The organism is Pseudoduganella lutea, assembly GCF_004209755.1.
Lineage (GTDB): Bacteria > Pseudomonadota > Gammaproteobacteria > Burkholderiales > Burkholderiaceae_D > Rugamonas > Rugamonas lutea.
In genome coordinates this window covers 4,455,145-4,478,399 of the sequence record NZ_CP035913.1, presented here as the reverse complement: position 1 = coordinate 4,478,399, position 23,255 = coordinate 4,455,145, and the positions used below count along the sequence as shown (strand labels likewise).

The window sequence follows — 23,255 nt, the reverse complement described above, 5'->3', positions numbered from 1 at the left end:
TTTGTGGACACGAACTCGGCCTTGGCTGAGCGTGCTCAGGCTGAGCTCGTGTCCGATTTCGGGGTTGACCCCATGGTGGACACGGGCTGGACAGTAGTCACGATGTCAGGTATTGCCGACCAGAGCGGTTACGCGGATCGTCTTCGATTCCGGAATTTCCGCATGCGACAGCACTTTCAGCTGCGGCAGCGCGCGGCGCAGGAAGCGCGACAGCAGCGGCCGCAGCGGGCCCGGCACCAGCAGCACCGGGTTGACGCCCAATGCCTCCTGCTGGGCCGACGCTTGCGCCGCTTGCTGGGCGATCGTGTCGGCCAGGCCCGGCTCGATGCCCGCGCCATCGGCGCCGCCCTGCGCCAGCGCCTGCATCAGCAGCCGTTCGAGGCGGTTATCGAGCGTCATCACGGACAGTTCGCCATTGCCCGGGAACAGTTGCTGGACGATCGCCCGGCCCAGCGCGATGCGCACCAGCGATGTCAGCTCGTTCGGATCCTGCGTGTGCACGGTATGTTCGGCCAGCGCCTCGATGATGGTGCGCATGTCGCGGATGTGCACGCCCTCGGCCAGCAGGTTCTGCAGCACTTTCTGCAGCGCCGACAGCGAAATCGTCTTCGGCACCAGGTCTTCGGTGAGCTTGGGCGCTTCCTTGCCCAGGTGGTCGAGCAGCGCCTGCACCTCGCCGCGACCCAGCAGTTCCGCCGCATGCGACGTGATCAGGTGGTTCAGGTGCGTCGCGACGACGGTGCCGGCATCGACCACCGTGTAGCCCATGCCCTGCGCCTGGTCGCGCAGGCTGGCGTCGATCCACACCGCCGGCAGGCCGAACGCGGGATCGGTGGTGGCCAGGCCAGGCAGCGTGCCGCTCGCCATGCCCGGATTGATCGCCAGGTACTGGCCATTGAACGCTTCGCCCGTGCCCACTTCCACGCCCTTGAGCGTGATGCGGTAGGCGGAAGGCTTCAATTCGAGGTTGTCGCGGATGTGCACCGGCGGCGCCAGGAAACCCACTTCCTGGGCGAACTTCTTGCGGATGCCCTTGATGCGCTTGAGCAGCTCGCCGCTCTGCGCCTTGTCCACCAGCGGGATCAGGCGGTAGCCCACTTCCAGGCCCAGCGTGTCGACGGCCAGCACGTCGCTCCACGTGGCCTCCTCGTTCTCGGCTGCCGCGCCGCCCTGCCCGCCCGCGGCCGGGCCGCCCGCCCCCGCACCCGCGCCGCCAGCGCCGGCACCGCCACCCGGGCTGGCTGGCCGGGGCGCGGTACCGCTTTCTCCCGCGGCCTCGTCACGCTTGGCCAGCAGGTAGCCGCCGCCGGCCAGCGCGCCACCCAGCAGCAGGAACACGAGGTTCGGCATGCCGGGAATCAGGCCCAGGCCGCCGATGATCGCGGCGGTGATGTACATGACCTGCGGCTTGGCGAACAGCTGGCCGACCAGCTGCGAGCCGATATCCTTTTCCGATGCCACGCGCGACACGACGGCACCCGCCGCCAGCGAGATGATCAGCGACGGAATCTGCGCCACCAGGCCGTCACCGATGGCCAGCAGCGTGTAGGTGCGCACGGCGTCGCCGAAGGCCATGTCGTGCATAATCAGGCCGACCAGCAGGCCGCCGACGATGTTGATGACCGTGACCAGGATGCCGGCCACCGCATCGCCGCGCACGTATTTCGACGCACCGTCCATCGCGCCATAGAATTCCGCTTCCATCGACACTTCGGCGCGCCGCTGCTTGGCATCGGCCTCGCCGATCAGGCCGGCGTTCAGGTCGGCGTCGATCGCCATCTGCTTGCCCGGCAGTGCATCCAGTGCGAAGCGCGCGCCCACCTCGGCGATCCGGCCCGCGCCTTTCGTGACCACGACGAAGTTGATGATGGTAAGGATGATGAACACCACGATACCCACCGTGTAGTTACCGCCGATCAGGAAGTGGCCGAACGCCTCGACCACCTTGCCGGCCGCATCCGGCCCCGTGTGCCCTTCGGTCAGCACGATACGGGTGGACGCCACGTTCAGCGCCAGGCGCAGCATCGTCGTCAGCAGCAGCACGATCGGGAACGCCATGAAATCGAGCGGCTTGACCGTGTACAGGGCGGTCAGCAGCACGATGACGGAAATGGCGATATTGAAGCTGAAGAACAGGTCGAGGATGAACGCCGGCAGCGGCAGGATCATCATCGCCAGCAGCATGATGATCAGGACCGGGGCGGCCAGGGTCTGCGGCTTGCCACCGGTGATGGTATTGGTCCACGCGGGCATCTTGAGCGCTTGCATCGGGTTCTTCCTCGGGTAATGCGGTTACGGTTTCGGCGTTGCCGTGTTCGGATCCATGTCCGGCGGCACGTCGAGCTTCGTGGGGCGATCCGGGTAGTGGCCGCCCGGGCGGTAGGCACGCAGCTGGTACACGTAGGCCAGCACCTCGGCCACGGCCGCATACAGCCGCTGCGGGATCTCGTCGCCGATGTCGGTGTGCTTGTGCAGCGCGCGGGCCAGTGCCGGCGCTTCCAGGATCGCCACCTTGTTTTCCTTGGCCAGCTCGCGGATCTTCGCGGCCACCGCGTCCGTGCCCTTGGCCACCACCTTCGGCGCGCCCTTCGAGCCATCGGCATATTTCAGCGCCACCGCGTAATGGGTCGGGTTGGTGACCACCACGTCGGCGGTCGGCACGTCCTGCATCATCCGCCGCCGCGCCATCTCGCGCTGCATCTGGCGGATCTTGCCCTTGATCTGCGGGTTGCCGTCCGATTCCTTCGATTCCTGGATCATCTCCTGGCGCGTCATCTTCATCTTGTTCGCGTAATGCCACATCTGGTACGGCGCGTCGATCATGGCGATGAAACCCAGCGAACCCACGAGGATCAGGAAGCTCATCGCCAGCATGTCGAGCATGTGGGCATAGCCCTCGTTCGCCGGCTCGGCAGGCAGGCCGAAGATCGCGTCCTTGTAGCGCATCACCACCATGTAGGCGACAGCGCCCACGATGATCGTCTTGATGATCGCCTTCACGAGCTCCACCAGCGCGTTCTTCGACACCATGTTGGCGAGGCCCTTCATGGGATTGAGCTTGCCGAACTTGGGCATGAAGCCGTTGGCGGTGAACAGCCAGCCGCCCACGAGCACGGGCGAGGCGATCGCCACCAGCATCACGGCCAGGCCCAGCGGCAGGAACGTGATCAGCACCTGCACCACGTCCGCCAGCATGCGGTGGCCCAGCACGTCCATGTCGAACGCCTGTTCGCGCGTGAGCGACAGGCCGGAGGCCAGCGTGGCCGACAACTGGCGCGCCATCGTCGTACCAAAGATGTACAGGCCGGCACCCGCGGCCATGAGCACGGTAAACGTCGCGACCTCGCGCGAACGGGGAACGTCGCCTTCCTCACGCGCCTTTCGCAGGCGCTGTTCTGACGCTGGTTCTGTCTTCTCGGCTTCGCTATCTTCTGCCATCGGGTGCTCCGGCTACCTGTGCTCGACTGTATTGATTCTCCTGAGCATGCATTGTCGGGCATGGCGCGGTGCGTCGATGGAACGAACAACGGGGGATTTAAGGGGCAATTCCTCCAGCAAACCTGAATTCACGCTTGTGATAATTCGCGAGAATTCGCAGTGAGGATTCGCGCTAGACTGCGCGAGGATAGCAGGCAGTAACCATTTTGCAACGCTGAGCGAAAGCCGCGTTCAATCGTGCCTCCCCAACTATGAAAAACATGGCACGCTAAGGCCTTTATAAGAATTGTATAACCTCGTGGCTGGCTCTTATAACCATGAGGCAATGATTCTTGCAACGATTCGTGGACCAAGTGCCCGGCCTGGTTTAACGAACGGTATCGGTTCTCTTCGCCGGGAAATCTGTCTGATATAGGAGCAGGATATCCATGTACGATTCCAACCAGGGCGCCATCACGACCGCGCTCACGAATACTTCCACTGCCGTCTTCACCGAGGCCACGATCAACAGCATCCTCGCCTTGGTGAGCTCGAATGACGCAGATCCGATCGTTGTCGATCAGGTGACCGTTACCAATAACGGCACCGTCGAAGCGGCCGAAGGCACCGAGCTGGTCTTCGTGTCTGTGTCCGATACCGCGCAGACCACAGTGACCGTCGACGCGGATATTCCCGTGGTCCTGTTCCAGGGTGCGGGCGGTGTCAACGCCACCTTTGGTTCCGCTGCGGCGACCGGTGCCGAGAAAGCCGCCGCGGACGATCCGCAGGGCGCCCCGGGCGATCCGATCGAACGCATCATCGTGGGCACGGCCGGCGAGGATGTCATCACGATCGCGGACGACAAGGGGACGCACATCACGGTCGGTGGCCGCGACACGGTCAACGCCGGCACTGGACATACCATCGTGGTCGCGGCTGAAGGCAGCAGTACCGTGAACGGCGGTGGCGACACGATGATCCAGGCAGTGGGCGACGACGACGACTTTACCGTGACAGCGGAAGATGGGCGAGCGGTCATCATGAACAGCCAGACCGGGGTCGAAGTCGATATCTCCAACGTGCAGTTCGTGCAGCTTGACGACGGGGATGCACTGATCTTCGCGGACAACGATACCGAGGCGGCGGTGGCGAACCTGTACCAGGCGGTGTTCGGCCGAACGGCGGACGCGGGCGGGCTCGATTACTGGTTCGAGCAGGCGGCCAACGGACTGGATCTCGGCAGTATCGCCGGGCATTTCCTGGACTCCGCTGAATACACCGACGATGGATTGACCGACGCGGAGTTCATTGCGGAGCTGTATCAGAACGCACTGGGTCGAGCGGGAGATGCCGGAGGTGTCGAGTACTGGATCGATGTGCTCGAGGGCGGCACGGACCGCAGTCTTGTCGTGGCACAGTTCGCGACGGTGGCGGCGGACCATGTGGAACTGCAGGAGGTGAACGTGGTTGGCTCGGTCACCGTGGTGGAGGGCATCGTCACGGGATAAAGCGCCCATGCAAGATCTGAAAGGGGGCCCTGCCCCCTTTTTTCTGGCCTCGTGCACGCCCCGCCTGCGGGACGATGCATTGCTGACCCGCGCGCTGGAAGCGTTCGCGGCGGGCCACCACGCCGATGCGCTGGTGGCTGCCGAATACGTTTGCCGGCGCCTTTCCACGAAAAGCATTCCAGCCATGCTGCGCGCGAAAGTGCTGCAGACCGGCTACCCATTCATGGCCGCGCGCGCATGGCACGCGGCATGGCAGGCCGACGCCTGCAATCCCGTGCTCCAGGATGCGATGCTGCAAAGCTGGCTGCAGGATGGCGGCCGCGCCGATGTGGCCAGCCTGGGCCCGGCATTCCTGCCTGCCCGCTGCCGCGCCGGCAGGCATGCGAACTTGCTGGCGCTGCTGCGCGCCGCGGGCGTTGCCCATACGGGTGCCTGCTGGCGCGAAGGCGACGCCATCGAAGGCATGATTTTCTTCAGTGCGCAGGCCGGCGCACCGGCACCGCGCGCCACTTTGCTGCTGTCGGATGAAACCCGGCAGTTTCAGTGTGAAGTACCCGCCGACGGCAGCCGCTTCCGGCTGGCCTGCCCGCAGCCGGGCAAGGTGTGGTCCATTACAGTAGTGCAGCCCGACGGGCGCCGGCAACTGTTTCCGGGTTCGCCACTGGCTTTCTATGCGCCGCCCGCTATCCAGGCCCGCATGAGGACGGACGCGGCAGACCAGCCACGGCCCGTATCGGTCGTCATCCCCGTCTATCGCGAGCTAGCGCTTGTGCAGGCTTGCCTGAACAGCGTGCTGGCGAGCCTGAAGGAAAACACCACGCCCGCACGCGTGGTCGTAGTGGACGATGCAAGTCCCGAACCGGCCCTGTCGGCCTGGCTCGACAAGCAGGCCGCCGCCGGCCGCATCACGCTGCTGCGCAACGCCTGCAATCTTGGTTTCATTGAAACGGTCAACCGCGGCATGCGCGAGTTGCCCGATCATGACGTGCTGCTGTTGAATGCCGACACCCAGGTGCATGGCAACTGGATCGATCGGCTGGCGCGAGCCTTGTACGCCGAAGCTGACATTGCTTCCGTGACGCCCTGGACAAACAATGGCGAGATCAGCAGCTTCCCGGTCATGAGCCAGGCCGCCCCAGCACCGGATACCCGCGAACTGGCCGCGCTGGACGATACCGCCGCGGCCACGACCGCGGGCAACGTGGAATTGCCATCGTGCTGCGGCTTCACGATGCTGATCCGGCGTACGGTGCTCGACGGCGTTGGCATGCTCGACGGAACCGCACTGGTACGCGGCTACGGCGAGGAAGTGGACTGGTGCATGCGCGCCCGCGCCGCCGGCTGGCGCCACCTGCATGTCACCAATGTCTTCGTGGCGCATGCCGGAACGGTGTCGTTCCGCGCCGAAAAGACGTTACGCGTGGCACAGAACCGGAGCGTGCTGGTGGCGCGTTACCCGTCGTATTACCCCGAATTCACGGCGTTCAAGCGCGACGATCCACTGGCTGCGGCGCGTGCCGTGCTGCGCGCGGCGCTGCCCGCCTCGCGCGCTGCCGGCTGGCTGCGCAAGGCGGATACCGCGCAGGCAACTGCCGCGCTGCCGAACATCATTGCCAAACGACCATTGCCGGCAACGTTGCCACCGCTGCGCACGGCCAGCCAGCGGATCGCGATCTGGCGGCACGACGGCACCAGCAAGGCTGCGCACCATGTGCTGGCGCTGGCCCGTGCCATTGCCAGCCGGCCGGGATCGACAGTGCGCCTGCTTGTCATTGGCGATGGCAGCGAAGCGCTGTGGCATACGGGTGTGGTGGACCACGTGCCATTCGTCGAGGGCGATGCGCTGCCACTGCTCGACGATCTGCGCCTGATCCAGGCCGCCGGTTGCAGCGCGGTGTTGACCGATAACCCGGCGGGATTGCCGCCAAAGATGAGGCCGGTTGTGCTCGACGAGCACTTCGATGCCGTTGGCTGGCTGGAGAGCTGGAATACCGCACCAAAAGCGGCCTGATTGTTTCGACTACTGGAGATCGATGAATACCGACTTGCCCGTTCCTGAACAGATTTCCGCCATGTCAGGCAATGGCCCCTGGCACGGGGCGCTTGAAGGAATGCATGATCGACTGGTGTTCGGCTGGGCATTCAACAGCGCCTGTCCCGATGCCCGGGTGGTGATTGAACTATGCCTCGACGGCGTACCGTGCGCCTGTATCGCTGCCGACGCTGCCCGCACGGACCTTGCCACGACATTGAGTGCGCTCGCTGGCCGGGCGGACGTCTGCCACGGCTTCATTGCCGACCTCAATGCGTTGGCCGCCCACGCGCATGGGATACTGACCGCCCGCGTTGCCAATACCGATGTGGTCCTGCCTGGCAGCATGGACATTGCACACATCCGGAAACCACCGCCCGCGGCGTTGAATTCCGTCGTGGGTGATGGCGGGCTGCGCCTGTTCGGCTGGGCAATCGACCCATCGGATCCACATCGCACGCGAACCGTACGGGCATTCCTGGGCCACGAAATGGTCGCGCAGGCCGCGGCGAATATCGTGCTGCCACTGTCGCGTGCCTACGTGGATGGTCCGCATGGTTTTGACCTTGCACTGCCCATATCGCTGGCGGATGGGAGGACGCACACACTGCGCGTGGTTGACGATGAAGGCCATGCGCTGAACGGAAGTCCGGTAATCGTCTGCTGCATGCCGGCAGGCCTTGCGGCACTGCTGCCCGAAGATACCGATGAACTGACGCTTCGTGTCGCCGCCACCTATGAGCGGATGGTGCCGCGCAGCCTTCCGCTGAGCGCATGGCCGGAATGGTCGGCGCGCTTCGACCACGCTTCGAGCAAGGATGTGCCCACCAGCTTGGCGCCCCTCCGGCTCGGCATCCTCGTTACCGGCACGCAGGATGCTGCCGCCACGGCGCGTACTGCCGAGAGCCTGGAGCGCCAGGGACGGACCACCCAGCTCTACAGCGGGTTGCCATTTCCCTCGATGCTCGCCGAGGCACTGGCCGCCGGCTGCGAAGTGATCACATGCATCCGTGCCGGCGATACGCTGGGCCAGTACGCACTGGTTCATGCGCTGGCCGGTTTCACATCCGATGATGTCGAGGTGGTCTATACGGATAGCGAACATGAAGGCCGTCCCTGGTTCAAGCCGGCATGGGACCCCGACTATGCGCTGGGGAGCGACTGTGCGCTTGAATTCCTGCTCGTCCGCAGCAGTGTGGCACGGCGCCTGCCACCTCTGGCCAACGAAGCCGAATTCGCCTGGGCGTCGCTGTCAGAGGTATGGACTCGCAGCGACGAGGCAATCGTGCATGTGCCTCGCGTGCTCTACCAGGTCAATTCTCCGCTGACACCAGGGGAATGCGCAAACCGGGCCGTGGCGGCTGCACGCGCGATCAAGGCGCACGAACCAGCCATTTCCCTTGAAGAGCTGGCGGGCCCTTTGCCGGGTGCGTTTGGCGCGGCTCGCCGGGTGCGGCCGGCATTGCCCGCTGATGCAAGTGACGTCGTGGTGAGCCTGATCATTCCCACCCGGGACCGTGCCGACCTGCTCAAGCGCTGCATCGACAGCATCCAGCGGTTCACCACATGGCGACGCCTCGAAATCCTCATCATCGACAATGGCTCCACCGAATCATCGACCCATGCCTACTTCGCCGACATTGCCACGCGGGGCATCCGCGTGCTGCCGATGCCGGGGCCATTCAACTATGCGGACCTGAACAACCGCGCCGTGACGCAGGCATCGGGAGAGATCATCGGTCTCGTCAACAACGATATCGAAGCGTTGCACGAGGGATGGCTGGACGAGATCATTGCCCAGCTCATGCGGCCTGGTGTCGGGGCGGTCGGTGCAAAGCTGTTGTGGCCAAACGGCATGGTCCAGCATGGTGGCGTGGTCCTGGGCGTTGGCGACGTGGCTGGCCACTTCGGCAATCGCCTCATGGATGCCGACTGGGGCGATCATGGGCGAAACCAGCTCGTGCAACGCGTCAGCGCCTGCACGGCGGCCTGCCTGTTTCTTCGCAAGCAGGACTTCATCGCGGTCGGTGGAATGGATGCGCACGCGTTCCCTGTCGCCTTCAACGATGTCGATCTTTGCCTGAAGTTACGGGCGGCGGGAAAGACGATCATCTGGACGCCCCATGCCAAATTGCTGCATGCGGAATCCGCGAGCCGGGGCCATGAAGATACCCCGCAAAAGAAAGCGCGTGCACAGCGTGAAATCGACATGCTCCGGCAGCGCTGGGGACACGTACTGTCGCGGGATCCGGCCTATCACCCGGCGGTCAACCTCGACCCCAACGGCCACGCCTTTGGTGGCTTTGCTTTGCCACCGCGCTCACGCAGACCGCGTACGAATGCACTGCCATCGATACCGGAACTATCCTGAAACCTGCCAATGTCGAGTATTGTCAATCCAGCCAGGCCGTTGGCCTTGCCAACGGTATGCTTGAGTTCTCGGAGAAACGACTTTGAATAACGCCGCCCTTCCCGCCCCCAACCTTTCATTTATCGTCAATGCGCACCGCGAGGAGCTGTTGCTGATGCCGGCCCTGCGCAGCGTAATCGCCGCGGCGGTGTTCTGTCGTAACATCAACATCAGCTGCGAAATCATCGTCATAGGCGACAAGGTCGACCCGGCAACCCGCTCGGTCATTTCACGATTCGATCAGCAAATCGACGTTATCGAGTACGTCGAATACGGCAATTTGGGCAGTGCGCGGCAACACGCCATCATGCGTGCAAAGGGTGAATATTACTGTTTCCTCGATGGCGACGATATCTGGCAGGAAAAATGGCCGGCGCTGGCTTATCAACACGCGCAACGCACGGACAACAGGAACTGCATTTACCATACCGAGCTGTTTGCCGGATTCGGCGTCGATTCGTCTTTCGTCCGCGCACAGCTGAGAAGCGACGACCCAATATTTCACCCTCTGCACCTGGCGACATCCTGGCATTTTTGTAACAATCTTTTTGCCCACTCATCGATTTTCACCAGGGTCCCGATCACGCCCTACGATCACAGCAAGGGATTCGGCTCGGAAGACTGGCATTGGAGCTGCGAGACGCTGGCGCAGGGCATCGAGCGCGACCTTGTGCCCGGAACGGTATATTTCTATCGACGCGATCCTGCACGCCCGACATTGGGCACTATCGCAGGGCTCGTGCTGCAGCCCACGGCGCTCTTCCGGGACCCTGCGATCATCGACAGCTACGCCGATTTCGCCGGCCTGGATGATCGGTGCGATGCGCAACTGCTACACATCAAGAACCGCATTCGTTACGCGGATGAATTGCCGGCGTGGTTGTATGCGGAGGCGAAAGCCGCTACCCGCTACGACAACGATATCTTCGAATTACTTCGAGTGGCCAGTGATCTGAAATGTGAAACGCCCGATATCAATGTCGGCGCCAGCTATCTTTTCGGCAGGGCCGCCGCTTTTTGCGGTGGCAACTATTCGATCGTTGCAATCGATTGTGAAAACATGACCAGTGATCGCGCCGGCCACCTGCAACTTGGCCTGCGCAGGGCTGCCCGCGACGGGCACCGGTTGTTGGTACTGTGCGGCGATGCCCTGACTGCCCAACAACTGGTGCGCCAGGAGGGCGATGTCTGCTATTTCAATTACAAGATGGTCCTGCGCGAATGTGGCGATATTGCCTACCTGCTCGATCAGGCGTTGGGCAACTTCCTGTCCAACTACCGGCCGGCAGCCATTATCAATGTCAATTCGGAATACGTGGACTATTTTTGCGGCGCTCGTCGCCAGTTCCTCGGTCATCAGGATATTCCTTCGGTTCGCTACATGCTGGCTCCGCTGCATGACATCCAGGCGGCATTCTGGGATCGCCGTCTCATGGCCGACCTGAACCAGACAAAATTCAGCTACACGTATCTCGCCGTTACCGATCTCGATAGTTTCAAGTATGCAAGCGCCATGTATTCGGTATCGGGTACTGAAATCCTGATGGTCCCTGCCAAGCTCAGTTATATCGAACTGCTGATTTCTCACGTCCGCTCCGCCCAGAGAAAGCCTTCGCCATCGACGCCGGACAAGTTGACGCTGGCGGCAGATTACGACAACCAGACGGTGGATGTCAGCTGCATCCTGAACCTGCACAGGGAAGGTGCGATCGTCATGCCGACCTTCACCTCGATTGCACGAATGATGGAGTTTGCTCAGCATCAGGGCCTGCATTGTGAACTCGTCATCGTGCTCGACAATGCCGACGGCGAGACGCGCCGCCTGACTGCCGAGGCTCAGAAAAACTTCTTTTCGGCGCTGCCAGTCACCATTATCGAGGTCAGCAACGGAGACCTCGGCAGCTCTCGGCGAAACGGCATCGATCGCAGTACAGGAACTTATATTGCCTTGCTGGACGGTGACGATTTATATTCCGAAAACTGGATTGCTGAAGCGTTTTCTCACGCCAGGTCGGAAGCTCCCGGAAAAGCAGCGATCTACCACCCCGAAGTCAACATTTATTTCGGGGCGCATCATCGAGCATTTCGCCACCCGGACCCCGCCACGCTCGATCCTTCCGGCATTGCAGGCCTTCTTCTCGAGAATTATTGGACTTCCCTGTCTTTCGGTCATCGGTCCATCTACCTCGAAAATCCTGTCCACGATAATGGCATCGACGACGGGCATGGCTATGAAGACTGGCATTGGAACATGGATACGGTAGCGAAAGGAATCAAGCACAGACCGGTACCACGGACGGCCCATTTCGTTCGCCTCAAACCCACCGGCAGCCTCAACCTGCGTTCCGCATCGGGCAGCGCGATCGTGCGCCCCTCCAGCTTCGCTCGCCAGCTGATATTCGGGCGTTCGAAATCGAAAGCAGTCGGCGTGTCCTCTGTACATAATTGATATGAATGAACAATACCCAAGCAAACACGTGATGTCGCTCAGCGATGAGGTTCCTCCAAACTGGGACGACGCCGCTTACCTGGCCAGGTATGCCGACGTTGCGGAGGCCGTCAAGAATGGCGGTTTCGCGAATGGTTATGCGCATTTCATTGCCAACGGGTTGTGGGAAGGACGCGAGGCGGCAACCAGATCGCAGGTAACGAAGAGAGAACCCTGGCCATGGTCTGACGAGCTTTACCTGCGGGCGAATCCAGGCTTGAAGTCCGCGCTGGCACTGCACGGCCTGACTGCTACATGGCATTACCAGAATGCCGGTCGACGCGAAGGCCGCCCTACCGGCCTCGAAGATGTATTGCAAGAATTTCTGGACCGAACGGAGCTGGAACCGTGGATATCGGAGGAAATGCACAAGCATTCCGAATACGAGCCCGGGCTCGATTTCATGCCATTTCCAGCGCCATTGCATTACACGCCGCTGTCCAAGATCACGTGGGCCGAAGGCATGGGTAAGGTCAAGGGGTACCTGCGCCAGCAAGACTATGATTTTGCATTTTTCTTGCCATGGTTGAAAAAAGGTGGCGCCGACCTAGCAAGCCTGTATCACATTGCCTCGCTAAGTGCTCGTGGCCTGCGTACGGTTGTTTTTCTGACGGAAAACACGGACTCCGAATGGCTGCACCGGCTTCCAGCGGACGTCGATGTCGTACCGTTTGGCGAATTGTTCAGTGAAGCAAACCTGTATTGCCAGGCACAGATCGTTTATCACCTGATCAGTGCGCTGGGACCTGCCAAGGTCCATATCATCAACAGCCATGCTGCCTGGGAAGCGTTGAAGCGTTTTACGCGGCCGATGAAATCGCTGGCGGAAATCTATGTATCGCTGTACTGCTACGATTACACGGATATCGACGAACCGGTAGGTTATGCGCGTTTTATCCGCCAATGCGTGCATGGCGTAGCAGGTATCTACACGGACAATACGACCTTCAAGAACCATCTTGCAGACGATATCGGAATCGATCCAGGGATCATTCACGTCCTGCCGCATCCCGTAAGCCACCGTCCACTGGCGAAACCTTACCCCCATCTCTCCAGGAAAGTACTGTGGGCCAGCCGCCTCGATCGCCAGAAGCAGCCGGAAATCCTGATCGAGATCGCCAAGCGCATGCCGTTCGTGACGTTCGATGTATTTGGATCGGCTGTCGTCGAACATGGCGACGCAATTGTCCAACGCCTGCAGTCGGTCCCGAATATCGTATACAAGGGTCCGTTCTCCAGCCCGTCGGAACTGACACGCGAGCAATACCGCTGCTTCCTGTACACCTCATTGTGGGATGGGCTGCCGAACATCCTGCTCGAGATGCTGTGGGCAGGAATGACCGTCGTCGCGCCGGATATAGGCGGGATCCGAGCCGATCTTGGTGTCGACCACTGCATGATCGTGAAGGATATCAGTTCACCCCAGGCGTATATCGACGCCTTGCAATGGATTATCCAGCATCCGTCGGAGGCAGAACAGCTGCGTTTGCGTGGCCAGGCATATGTTCGCCGGCGGCACAACGACGAAAACTTCGATCTGGCTTTGCAGGCCAGCCATTATTTTCCAGGAAGTACCGGTGACGATGTCGCCGTGTTGTCGGAACTTTAGAATCACCCATTAATCCAAAATATGAAAATTCTAATTCTTTGGCCTTCGGGCATTGTGGAGCAAAGCGAAGGCGAACCGGTCGTCCGGCGAAAGGTTTGGCACTCGTTCACGGAGGACATGAATCGCGGCGACCTGTTCGTGCATGAATCGACACTGCGCCTTCTGGACTATGACTACATGGAAGAAGTCCCCGATATCTCCGCTGTCAGCGACGAGCTTTATGATTACTACAACCGCAATTTCGATTACGTCATCATTCGCGGATCAAACTACATTCGCGATGACGGGCCGCTTCGTCAATGGTTGCCCTTCTTTCAGCGCATAGAGATTCCCATTCTTGCTTTCGGTATTGGCGCGCAAGCCCCGAGCATGGATAGCACCATCGAACTCCACCCCGATACCGTCGCCGCATTGAAAGAAATTTCAGCAAAGTCCGTGCACTCGATAGGTGTCCGTGGCGATCATAGTAAAAGACTGCTGAATGAGCTTGGCATTGACAATGTGCAGACCATTGGCTGCCCGAGCATTTTTCGAGAACGAAATCCGCATGTGAGAATACGTTACCTGCCTCAATCCCACCGCAATCTCTCGTTCACCACGCATCCTTACCTCGGTGGACTTTATACAAGAGACGACCGGAACTCCCGGGCAATGCAGGTAAGATTGATCCAGAAGCTTCGCTCCAGCGGTTACCATCTCAAATATCTTACTCAAGGCATTTCTGCCGAGACAAAGATAGTCTACAAAATGGACCAGGAAAGCGGCATCAACGAGCTGAAAGAAATAGGTTGGCTCGAAGATGACCAGGGGTTCACGGATGATTTCATCCGGAATGCAGTCTGCTTTGAAACAGGGAACGAATACTATGAGTATTCGCGAAATTCAGACATGAATTTCGGCACGCGGCTGCACGGCAACATCACCGCACTGGCCATGGGGCGGCCTGCGGTATTCGTCGCGTATGATTCACGAACTGCCGAACTGGCGGAATTTTTCTCGATTCCCGTGCTGTTCGAGGATGCGGTGACCGAAGATTTCGATGTCGAGAAATTCCTGGGCGAAGTGTCTTTTTCGGCTTTCAATCGACAATTCAACGCGCGCTATAACAACTTCGTGAATTTCCTGAACGACAACAAAATCGGGCACCGGATGACAGAGGCAGACTGAGCAGATTTGCCTGGCTCCCGTCGATGATGCAGCGAACTGCCCGGAGCCAGCCCCCGCGATAATCGGCTATCCCGGGCCGGGAGCCGCATGTCCCGAAAATCGCATTTTCCAGCTGCAATCCTTGCCAGGCAAAGAGAGGGCGTGCCGGCGCATGCTCACCCCGCCGCCAGCAACCCCAGCTGCTCTTCCTCCAGATAGCACCACTCCCCTTCCTTCAATCCCAGGTCGGCCAACTGCAAGCCGCCAATGGCCGACCGGTGCAGCGCGTTGCAATGATTCCCGGCGGCAGCCAGCATCCGCTTGACCTGGTGATATTTGCCCTGCTCCAGCACGATTTCCAGCTGGTGCTCGCCTTTTGGTGCACACACGAGCGCGGCCAGCGGCGCAGGTTCGTCGTGCAACTGCACGCCGGACAGCATCTGCGCCACCAGCGCATCCGTCACCGGTTCGGCCGTCGTGGCCTGATACACCTTCGGCACGTGGCGTTTCGGCGAGGACTGGGCATGGATGAACGGGCCGTCGTCGGAGATCAGCAGCAGGCCGGTGGTGTCATGGTCGAGGCGGCCGACCGGCTGCACGTCGCGCCACGTGAATTGCTCGGGCAGCAACTTGAGTACGCCAGGGTGGTGACTCGGCTTCCGGGAGCATTCGTATCCGGTCGGCTTGTACAGGGCAATGTACACATGCTGGCGGTAACGCCATTCCTCATCGAAGACGGTGAGAACGAGCCCATCGGTGTCGATGGTGGACTTGTAATTGTCGATGACGGTGCCGTTGACGGCCACTTCGCCGTCCTCGATCAGTGTGCGGCAATATTTGCGGGTGCCAAAGCCCTGGGATTGGAGGATGCGATCCAGCGATAGTTTGCTCATGGGCGGCATTCTACCGGATCGCAAGGAACGATCATTCGGTAGTTGAGAAAAATCAAGTAGGGAATCTTTGTCGTTGATACACTGAAACGCATGTAGGAATCTGCTGAACCGCAGCCAATCTTCCTACCCTATCGTTAAGAAAGTATCCGAGATCCCGATACGATCACCTGGAGGCCGTAATGATCACCGCTGAATGCCGCTCTGCCACTTCCCGCAACGCCGCGGGCCGGTTTGCCACCGAACTGTTGATCTCCCGCTGCCGAACCGGCGCCGAACCGGTAGTGATGCCGCAGAACCGCTGGTTCGCGGCAACTACGCAAGGCTTTCACGACTGGCTGGGTGCAGGCGGCTTCCAAAGCGAGATCGAAGCGGTGCGGCGCCAAAACACGTGACGAACAAGCAAGGCGCGAAACGAAAACAGCAGCCAGGGGCCGCTGTTTTCCAGCCCCCGGAAGGGACCAGTGAGGAATTTAATTCTCTCAATTCGCTGATGCGATAGATAGTCTAGTACGCGAGGTGATACGGATAACGACCGCGCGATCGAATGTTGAGTGCTTTTAAGATTGCGCCCTCCGTTCAATAACTACAGGACTACTATAACCTATCTGCAGTCGTTTTCAAGCGCCCGATCGCTTTTGTTTGAAACGGCTCATCATCACTGAGCTCACTTGATGACCGGCACGCCGGCTTCTACCGCGGCCTTGACCGCGCCACTGCCCACCGCGGCGCCGAACTTCTTCAGCACCCGCTCCGGCAAGCCTTCGTGCTGGGTGTAATCGATGATGTCCTCGGCCTTGACCACGTCGCGCGCCACGCTGTCCACGCTGCCCAGTTCATCGGCCAGGCCCATGTCGATGGCCCGCGCACCTGTCCAGAACGAACCGGAAAAGGTTTCCGGGGTTTCCTGCAACCGCTTGCCGCGGCCCGCGCGCACGGTTTCAATGAATTGTTCGTGGATTTCGTTCAGCATTGCCTGAGCGTGCTGTTTCTGCTTGTCCGATTGCGGGCTGAACGGATCCATGAAGCCCTTGTTGGCGCCCGCCGTGATCAGGCGGCGCTCGACACCCAGCTTTTCCATCGTGCCCGTGAAACCGAAGCCATCCATGAGCACGCCGATCGAGCCGATGATGCTGGCCTTGTTGACATAGATCTTGTCCGCTGCGGAAGCGATATAGTAGCCGCCCGACGCGCAGATCTCGTCCACCACCACGTACAGCGGTTTTTCCGGGTAACCCTGGCGCAGGCGGCGGATCTCGTCGACGATCATGCCGGCTTGCACCGGGCTGCCGCCCGGGCTGTTGATATGCAGCACCACCGCGACGGAGCCATCGTCCGAGAACGCCTTGTTCAATGCGGGAATGACAACGGAGGCCGCGCCGCTACCCTGCGCTTCGATATCGCCCTCGATCTCGACCAGCGCGGTGTGGCGCCCCACGTCGCCTTCGCTGCCAAGAAGGTTGACCTCGAAGTAGCTGGCGATCGCAAAGAACACGAGCAGCAGCATCGCCACTTTGTAGAAGATGCTCCACCGCCGGTTGGCGCGCTGCTCCTTGATCGTGGCGAACACGAGCTTCTCAAGGACTTCGCGTTCCCATTTGATGGGCGGCGTGTCCGGGCGGAGCGGTTCGGGCGGCAGGCTGCCCGGCGTTTCTTGGTTGTCGTTACTCATAGAACTGTTGTTGGAGGGCGGATGTAGTCGTCCGGTTGCCAGTACAGGTTGCCGTCGCGCTCGGCCAGCGCCACGGGCCGCAGCCGGCCACCGCGGCACGGGCCGCCAGCGCATTGGCCACTGCTGGGAATGTACACGGCACCATGTGTGGAGCACATCAGGTACAGGCCGCTGGATTCAAAGAACTCGCCTTCGTTCCAGTCCAGCTCGATAGGCACGTGCGCGCACCGGTTCAGGTATGCGTAGGCAGTACCGCCATGCCGGATGACGAACGCCGTGGCCGGTTCACCGCCGGCCAGCACGGCAAACCGAATGCCCTTGCCGCCGTCCGGCACCGCATCGGCTGCGCAGATCAGGATATCGTTGCTCACAGCGTGTTTGTTTCCCCTTGGGCCTGCTTCATGCATTGGACCTCACGCGTCGGACCTCAGGCATTGGCACTCAGCCAGGCATGCAGTTCCGGCACGTTCTTCGCGGAAAATACGGGCCGGCATGCGTGCAGCTGGTCGACCGGGTGGGCGCCGTATTCGACGGCGATGCCGGCCGAACCGGCGTTTTGCGCCATCATCAGGTCGTGCGTGGTATCGCCGATCATCACGGTGCGGCGCAGGTCCTGGCCCAATTCACGCGTCAGCTCCTGCAGCATCGCCGGGTGCGGCTTCGAGAACGTTTCATCCGCGCAGCGGGTGGCATGGAATGTCGACAGCAGCTTGGCCGCGTCCAGTGCGCGATTCAGGCCCACGCGGCTCTTGCCGGTGGCCACCGCCAGGAAGTATCCCTGCTGCGTCAATTCTGCCAGCAGTTCGGGCACGCCGTCGAACAGCGTCAACTCATGGTCCTTTGTCAAATAGTGATACCGATAGCGTTCGACCATGCGCGGGTAATATTTCGGATCCACGTCGGGACCGAGCACCTTCTGCATGGCTTCCGACAGGCCCAGGCCAATCACGTGCGACGCGGCATCGCGCGATGGAATCGGCAGGCCCAGGTCCCTGGCCGCCGACTGGATGCTTTTCACGATGGTTGCAGTACTGTCCATCAAGGTGCCGTCCCAATCGAAAACGATCAGGTCAAATTGCTTTCTTGCCATGTGCTCCGGCGACGCCGGCTCCAGTTTTGTATCCGCTATTGCAGAGCAGAGTTATCGGGTTGGCCCAAGCTTACCAAGAATTTTTCGCATTCGGGGGCAAGGGGCGCGTTCAGCGTCATGATTTTCCCGCTGTCGGGATGGCGGAAGGTAATCTGGTGGGCATGCAGGAACATGCGCTTCAGTGGCACGGGCCGCTTCTGCAGCGCCTTGTTCTGGGCAAAGTCGCCATATTTGTCGTCGCCGGCAATCGGAAAGCCGGTCGACTGCAGGTGCACACGGATCTGGTGCGTGCGGCCGGTCTTCAACTCCGCCTCGAGCAGCGCGAAGTCCTTGTATTTTCTCAGCAGCGTGAAGACGGTATGCGAAGGCATGCCGGTTTCCATGACTGCGACCCGGCGCTCGCCATCGCCCGTGGTGTATTTGTGCAATGGCGCTTTTACATGCTGGCGCTTGTTTTTCCAGTCGCCGGTGGCCAGCACGAGGTAACGCTTGTCCGTCTCGCCGTCGCGCATCTGCTCATGCAGGCTGGTCAGCGCGGAGCGTTTTTTCGCCAGCAGCAGCAGCCCCGAGGTTTCCCGGTCCAGCCGGTGCACCAGTTCGAGGAATTTTGCATCGGGGCGGGCGGAGCGCAACTGCTCGATCACGCCGAACGACACACCGGAACCGCCATGCACGGCCACGCCGGCCGGCTTGTCGATCACGAGCAGGTGCGCATCCTCGTAAATGATGGGAAATTCGGCGGCAGGCACCACATTGTCCGGCTTCTCCGCCATACGTACAGGCGGAATACGCACAATGTCACCCGCCACCAGACGGTACAACTGGTCGATCCGGCCCTTGTTCACACGCACTTCACCGGACCGCAGGATGCGATAGACGTGACTCTTCGGCACACCTTTGCAAACACGCAACAAGTAGTTATCAATACGCTGTCCGGCCTCTTCTTCGCCGATCGTCACGAATTGTGCTTGGGGCAGGACTGTTTGTGGGGAAGACGCCGCGGCGCTTTGCCGGGGCTTTTGGGTTGTCTTCCCAGAAAATCTCTCTAAGTCCTTCATTTTGAATATATAATCAATTCGCCGTGGCAATTTGGCACTTGAAACAGTGCTCTCTTGCTGTTGCAGTGTAAGAAGAAAACCACGATTTTACACAGGGGCGCGTCCGCTGGCCTCGCTTAAATGCTAATTCAGCGGAAATAAACGTATACGCACATACGGGCACGGATCAGGGTGGCAACCACTGTTGTCATCGGGTTGGTGGACGGATGTTGGAATTAGATTGGCTGGATCGTTAGGATAAATCCGGCAAGCAAGCACAGAGTCGTTGCTTGCCGGTTGATGAAGCTGATAACGCTTGCCGTTTTCGCCGGGCACCACACAAGATGGCCGGCTCGACCAATTGCGCACGCCCGCATTCTCCGCGGCCCCACCACAGTGATGGGGCCGGACAGGATGAGTTGCAGGTGGTGCGAACTCGGCATGACGATCAGCATCATGCGCCCACTGTGGCAGCTGCGCCTGCGCGCTGCCGCACGACGAGGCATTTCCCCGCAGCCTCCTTAATTCCCGCGTATATCCTTGTACGGTTGCCGCTCTCACGAGCGGCTTAACTCGGCCGAAGGGTCGCGGAGTCAAATAAAAAATGAAACGCATGTTGTTCAACGCTACGCAGCAGGAAGAGCTGCGCGTAGCCATTGTCGATGGCCAGAAACTGATCGACATCGACATCGAAACCGCTGGACGCGAGCAGCGCAAGTCCAACATCTACAAAGGCGTCATTACCCGGATCGAGCCATCGCTGGAAGCCTGCTTCGTCAGCTACGGCGAAGACCGCCACGGTTTCCTGCCGTTCAAGGAAGTGGCCCGCAGCTACTTCCGTGAAGGCTGCGACGTGCGCAACGCCACCATCAAGGAAGCGCTGCGCGAGGGCCAGGAGATCGTTGTCCAGGTAGAGAAGGAAGAGCGCGGCAACAAGGGCGCCGCCCTCACCTCGTTCATCTCGCTGGCCGGCCGCTACCTGGTGCTGATGCCGAACAACCCGCGCGGCGGCGGCGTATCGCGCCGTGTCGAGGGCGAAGAGCGCCAGGAACTGCGCGAAACGATGGACAAGCTCGATTTGCCGCAGGGCATGTCCGTGATTGCCCGCACCGCCGGCATCGGCCGCAATGTCGATGAACTGCAGTGGGACCTGAATTACCTGATGCAGCTGTGGCGCGCGATCGAAGGCGCGTCGAAATCCGCATCGGGCGCCTTCCTGATCTACCAGGAATCGTCGCTCGTGATCCGCGCCATCCGCGATTACTACCAGCCGGATATCGGCGAGATCCTGATCGATACGGACGAGATCTACGAACAGGCGCACCAGTTCATGAGCCACGTGATGCCCGACATGGTGCATCGCGTGAAGCGCTACAGCGACGACGTGCCGCTGTTCTCGCGTTTCCAGATCGAACACCAGATCGAAACGGCCTACAGCCGCACCGTGCCGCTGCCTTCCGGCGGCGCCATCGTGATCGACCACACCGAAGCACTGGTGTCCGTGGACGTCAACTCGGCCCGCGCCACCCGCGGCTCCGACATCGAGACCACTGCCTTCCACACCAACTGCGAAGCGGCCGAGGAAGTGGCCCGCCAGCTGCGCCTGCGCGACCTGGGTGGCCTGATCGTCATCGACTTCATCGACATGGAAGTGTCGAAGAACCAGCGCGAAGTGGAACAGCGCCTGAAGGATGCGCTGCACCACGACCGTGCGCGCGTCCAGATGGGCAAGATTTCGCGCTTCGGCCTGATGGAACTGTCGCGCCAGCGCCTGCGCCCTTCGCTGTCCGAAGGGTCGCACGTGACGTGCCCGCGCTGCTCCGGCACCGGTCACATCCGCGATACCGAATCGTCCGCCCTGCAGGTGCTGCGCATCATCCAGGAAGAGGCGATGAAGGAAAACAGCGCCGCGATCCACGTGCAGGTGCCGGTCGACGTGGCCGCCTTCCTGCTGAACGAAAAGCGCGGCGAAGTGCTCAAGATCGAGAACCGCCACCGCATTACCGTGATCCTGGTGCCGAACAAGCACCTCGACACGCCGCACTACAAGCTCGAACGCATCAAGCACGACGACCCGCGCCTCGAAGAGATGGCCGCCAGCTACACGATGGCCGAGCAGGCGGAAACCGACATGGGCTTCGCCAAGCGCCAGAAGGAAGAGCAGAAGCCGCGCCAGGAAGCCGTCGTCAAGACGATCACGCCAAGCCAGCCGGCCCCGATCGTGGACCGCACGCCGGCACCGGAAGCGGTAAAACCGGTGGTGGCGCCGGCCCCGGTCACCGCCCCTGCCCCGGCCGAGAAAGGCTTCTTTGCCAAACTGGTGTCGTTCTTCACGGGCAAGACCGAAGAACCGGCACCGCCGACGGCCCCGGCCATCGTCACGAAGCCGGCCGTTGCACCGGCCGAGCGCGCCGACAAGAATGGCCGTGCCCCGCGTGGCCGCAATCCGCGCGGCCCGAAGGAACGCGAACCGGGTGCCCGCGACGAGGCAGCGAAGCCGGTGACGGAGGCACGCCCGCCACGCCCGCCGCGCCCACCGCGCGAACCGCGTGAAAAGCTGGAGAAATTCGCCGACAAGGCTGGCGAAAAAGTGGAAACGGCCGAAGGCGCCGTGGCGCCGCGTGAACGTGCCGAGCGCCCGGAACGGGCGGAACGCCCGCCGCGTGAACCGCGTGAGCCCCGCGAAGTGCGCCCGCCGCGCGAACCGCGCGAGCCGCGTGAACCGAAAGCCCAGCCTGCCGAAGCCAAAGCCGACGAACTGGCGCTGGCCGCCACCGGCGTCGGCCCGGTCGGCACGGGCACCGGTACCATTGCACCGGTCGCAGCCCCAGCCATCGAGGCGCCGAGCCTCGTGAAGTCGGTTGCCAACACCGGGCCGGAAGGCGAAGACCTGGAAGCGGGCGAAGGCGGCGATGAACCGCGCCGCCGCCGCCGCCGTGGTGGCCGCAACCGTAACCGCCGCGAGCGCGAGGGTGGCGAAGGCATCGACGGTATCGAGTCCGCCGACGAGTTCGGCACCAGCGCAACCGAAGGCGACACGATCAAGGCCATTACCGCCACGGTCGTTGCCGGGGAAGCGCAAGCCGCGGCGCGCGAAGAGGCTGCCGCATTCGCCGGCACACCGGTAGCACCGGCTCCCGCTGAGCCCGTGGCCGCCGCCGCGATCGACGCTGTCGAGCAGGCACCGGTGGCAGCGGAGCCGGTCCAGGGCGCGCCAGCGGCCGAAGTGCAAGCCGCCACGGCCGACGTGCCGGCAACGCAGCCGGTTGCTGTCGAGCCTGCTGAAGCGGAAATCGTCCAGGCGCCGGCCACCGAAGCGCTGCCGCCGGTAACGGAAGCGCCAGCCGTCACGGTTGCCGTCGAACCTGCCGAAGCGGAAATCGTGCAGGCACCGGCCGAGGAAACGCTCGCGCCCGTAACAGTCGCCGCCGCTCCAGTGGCCGTCGAACCCGCCGAAGCGGAAATCGTGCAGGCCCCAGCCGCCGAACCAGTACCACAAGCTGAGGCACCGGCAGCCGAAACGCCGGCCGCCGCCGAGACGGCACCGGTGGCGGAAACCGCCATGGTCGTGCCTGCCGCCGCCGAGATTGCTACAGCCGAGGCGGTTGCCGCCGAAGCCGTGGCAACCCAGGCGATCCCGGTTGCCGCGCCGGTCGCGCAGCAAGCCGCCGCGGAAGCGCCTGCACCTGCTCCGGCATCTGTTGCTCCAGCTCCGGCGCAGCCGGCCGCCGCGGCGACGGACCTGCAATCGATCCTGGCAGCCGCCGGCCTGCAGATGGCCGCGACTGACCCGGCCAAGCTGCGTGCCGCGCAGGAAGCGGCCGCGCACGAGGAGGCACCTGCGCGGGTGCGCCGTACCCGCAGGCCCGCGCCACAGGTGGCGGACGAGCCGCTGGTGCAGGTGGACACCCGACGCTGATCTTCAGCCAGCAAAAAGGGAAGCTGCGGCTTCCCTT

At 61.7% G+C, this 23,255-nt stretch carries 15 protein-coding genes; 8 read left to right on the top strand and 7 right to left on the bottom strand.

Annotated features, from left to right (window positions below):
• Positions 1-105 precede the first annotated feature (105 nt).
• On the bottom strand, positions 106-2,268 hold the full coding sequence (gene flhA, locus EWM63_RS18980; protein ID WP_130187931.1) for a flagellar biosynthesis protein FlhA: 2,163 nt from the start codon (positions 2,266-2,268) through the stop codon (positions 106-108).
• A 24-nt stretch (positions 2,269-2,292) separates the two neighbouring features.
• Positions 2,293-3,438, bottom strand: a complete 1,146-nt coding sequence (gene flhB, locus EWM63_RS18975) for a flagellar biosynthesis protein FlhB (protein WP_130187930.1) — start codon at positions 3,436-3,438, stop codon at positions 2,293-2,295.
• A 428-nt stretch (positions 3,439-3,866) separates the two neighbouring features.
• Here flhB and EWM63_RS18970 point away from each other — a divergent pair, with 428 nt between their 5' ends.
• From EWM63_RS18970 to EWM63_RS18945, 6 genes are all read left to right on the top strand, one after another.
• Complete coding sequence (locus tag EWM63_RS18970) at positions 3,867-4,925, top strand: DUF4214 domain-containing protein (RefSeq protein WP_130187929.1); 1,059 nt, start codon at positions 3,867-3,869, stop codon at positions 4,923-4,925.
• A 7-nt stretch (positions 4,926-4,932) separates the two neighbouring features.
• Positions 4,933-6,936 (top strand): glycosyltransferase family 2 protein, encoded by a 2,004-nt coding sequence (locus EWM63_RS18965; protein WP_130187928.1) that lies wholly within the window; start codon positions 4,933-4,935, stop codon positions 6,934-6,936.
• A gap of 22 nt (positions 6,937-6,958) precedes the next feature.
• Positions 6,959-9,328: a glycosyltransferase family 2 protein gene (locus EWM63_RS18960; RefSeq protein ID WP_165390866.1), complete on the top strand. Its 2,370-nt coding sequence runs from the start codon at positions 6,959-6,961 to the stop codon at positions 9,326-9,328.
• An 82-nt stretch (positions 9,329-9,410) separates the two neighbouring features.
• Positions 9,411-11,816, top strand: a complete 2,406-nt coding sequence (locus tag EWM63_RS18955; protein WP_130187926.1) for a glycosyltransferase family 2 protein — start codon at positions 9,411-9,413, stop codon at positions 11,814-11,816.
• Position 11,817: 1 nt separating this feature from the next.
• Positions 11,818-13,464 carry a glycosyltransferase family 4 protein gene (locus EWM63_RS18950; protein WP_130187925.1) on the top strand — a complete coding sequence of 549 codons (1,647 nt, stop codon included), beginning with the start codon at positions 11,818-11,820 and terminating at the stop codon, positions 13,462-13,464.
• Between the two features lie 117 nt (positions 13,465-13,581).
• Positions 13,582-14,631 (top strand): polysaccharide pyruvyl transferase family protein, encoded by a 1,050-nt coding sequence (locus EWM63_RS18945; protein WP_165390865.1) that lies wholly within the window; start codon positions 13,582-13,584, stop codon positions 14,629-14,631.
• 155 nt (positions 14,632-14,786) lie between these two features.
• Here EWM63_RS18945 and EWM63_RS18940 read toward each other — a convergent pair whose 3' ends face one another.
• The gene (locus tag EWM63_RS18940) at positions 14,787-15,503 is read right to left on the bottom strand and encodes a pseudouridine synthase (RefSeq protein ID WP_130187923.1); all 717 of its coding nucleotides are present in this window, start codon (positions 15,501-15,503) and stop codon (positions 14,787-14,789) included.
• A gap of 179 nt (positions 15,504-15,682) precedes the next feature.
• On the opposite strand from EWM63_RS18940, the gene EWM63_RS18935 reads away from it, so the two are divergent.
• Complete coding sequence (locus EWM63_RS18935) at positions 15,683-15,895, top strand: hypothetical protein (protein WP_130187922.1); 213 nt, start codon at positions 15,683-15,685, stop codon at positions 15,893-15,895.
• 272 nt (positions 15,896-16,167) lie between these two features.
• On the opposite strand, the gene EWM63_RS18930 is transcribed toward EWM63_RS18935, so the two are convergent.
• The 4 genes from EWM63_RS18930 to EWM63_RS18915 are packed head-to-tail and all read right to left on the bottom strand — an operon-like array spanning position 16,168 to position 19,320.
• Positions 16,168-17,172, bottom strand: a complete 1,005-nt coding sequence (locus tag EWM63_RS18930; RefSeq protein WP_130187921.1) for a S49 family peptidase — start codon at positions 17,170-17,172, stop codon at positions 16,168-16,170.
• On the bottom strand, positions 17,169-17,543 hold the full coding sequence (locus EWM63_RS18925; protein WP_229487377.1) for a Rieske (2Fe-2S) protein: 375 nt from the start codon (positions 17,541-17,543) through the stop codon (positions 17,169-17,171). Before EWM63_RS18925 ends, EWM63_RS18930 begins: the two co-directional genes overlap by 4 nt.
• A 56-nt stretch (positions 17,544-17,599) precedes the next feature.
• Positions 17,600-18,262, bottom strand: a complete 663-nt coding sequence (locus EWM63_RS18920) for an HAD-IIIA family hydrolase (protein ID WP_130187919.1) — start codon at positions 18,260-18,262, stop codon at positions 17,600-17,602.
• A 35-nt stretch (positions 18,263-18,297) separates the two neighbouring features.
• Positions 18,298-19,320: an RluA family pseudouridine synthase gene (locus EWM63_RS18915; protein WP_130187918.1), complete on the bottom strand. Its 1,023-nt coding sequence runs from the start codon at positions 19,318-19,320 to the stop codon at positions 18,298-18,300.
• A 583-nt stretch (positions 19,321-19,903) separates the two neighbouring features.
• Here EWM63_RS18915 and EWM63_RS18910 point away from each other — a divergent pair.
• Positions 19,904-23,218: an Rne/Rng family ribonuclease gene (locus tag EWM63_RS18910; protein WP_130187917.1), complete on the top strand. Its 3,315-nt coding sequence runs from the start codon at positions 19,904-19,906 to the stop codon at positions 23,216-23,218.
• Positions 23,219-23,255: the final 37 nt, after the last annotated feature.

Bases quoted from the DNA above. Each gene is read 5' to 3' on its own strand.
- flhA (WP_130187931.1), bottom strand. From the start codon at position 2,268: ATGCAAGCGCTCAAGATGCCCGCGTGGACCAATACCATCACCGGTGGC.
- flhB (WP_130187930.1), bottom strand. From the start codon at position 3,438: ATGGCAGAAGATAGCGAAGCCGAGAAGACAGAACCAGCGTCAGAACAG.
- EWM63_RS18970 (WP_130187929.1), top strand. From the start codon at position 3,867: ATGTACGATTCCAACCAGGGCGCCATCACGACCGCGCTCACGAATACT.
- EWM63_RS18965 (WP_130187928.1), top strand. From the start codon at position 4,933: ATGCAAGATCTGAAAGGGGGCCCTGCCCCCTTTTTTCTGGCCTCGTGC.
- EWM63_RS18960 (WP_165390866.1), top strand. From the start codon at position 6,959: ATGAATACCGACTTGCCCGTTCCTGAACAGATTTCCGCCATGTCAGGC.
- EWM63_RS18950 (WP_130187925.1), top strand. From the start codon at position 11,818: ATGAATGAACAATACCCAAGCAAACACGTGATGTCGCTCAGCGATGAG.
- EWM63_RS18945 (WP_165390865.1), top strand. From the start codon at position 13,582: ATGAATCGCGGCGACCTGTTCGTGCATGAATCGACACTGCGCCTTCTG.
- EWM63_RS18940 (WP_130187923.1), bottom strand. From the start codon at position 15,503: ATGAGCAAACTATCGCTGGATCGCATCCTCCAATCCCAGGGCTTTGGC.
- EWM63_RS18935 (WP_130187922.1), top strand. From the start codon at position 15,683: ATGATCACCGCTGAATGCCGCTCTGCCACTTCCCGCAACGCCGCGGGC.
- EWM63_RS18930 (WP_130187921.1), bottom strand. From the start codon at position 17,172: ATGAGTAACGACAACCAAGAAACGCCGGGCAGCCTGCCGCCCGAACCG.
- EWM63_RS18920 (WP_130187919.1), bottom strand. From the start codon at position 18,262: ATGGCAAGAAAGCAATTTGACCTGATCGTTTTCGATTGGGACGGCACC.
- EWM63_RS18915 (WP_130187918.1), bottom strand. From the start codon at position 19,320: ATGAAGGACTTAGAGAGATTTTCTGGGAAGACAACCCAAAAGCCCCGG.
- EWM63_RS18910 (WP_130187917.1), top strand. From the start codon at position 19,904: ATGAAACGCATGTTGTTCAACGCTACGCAGCAGGAAGAGCTGCGCGTA.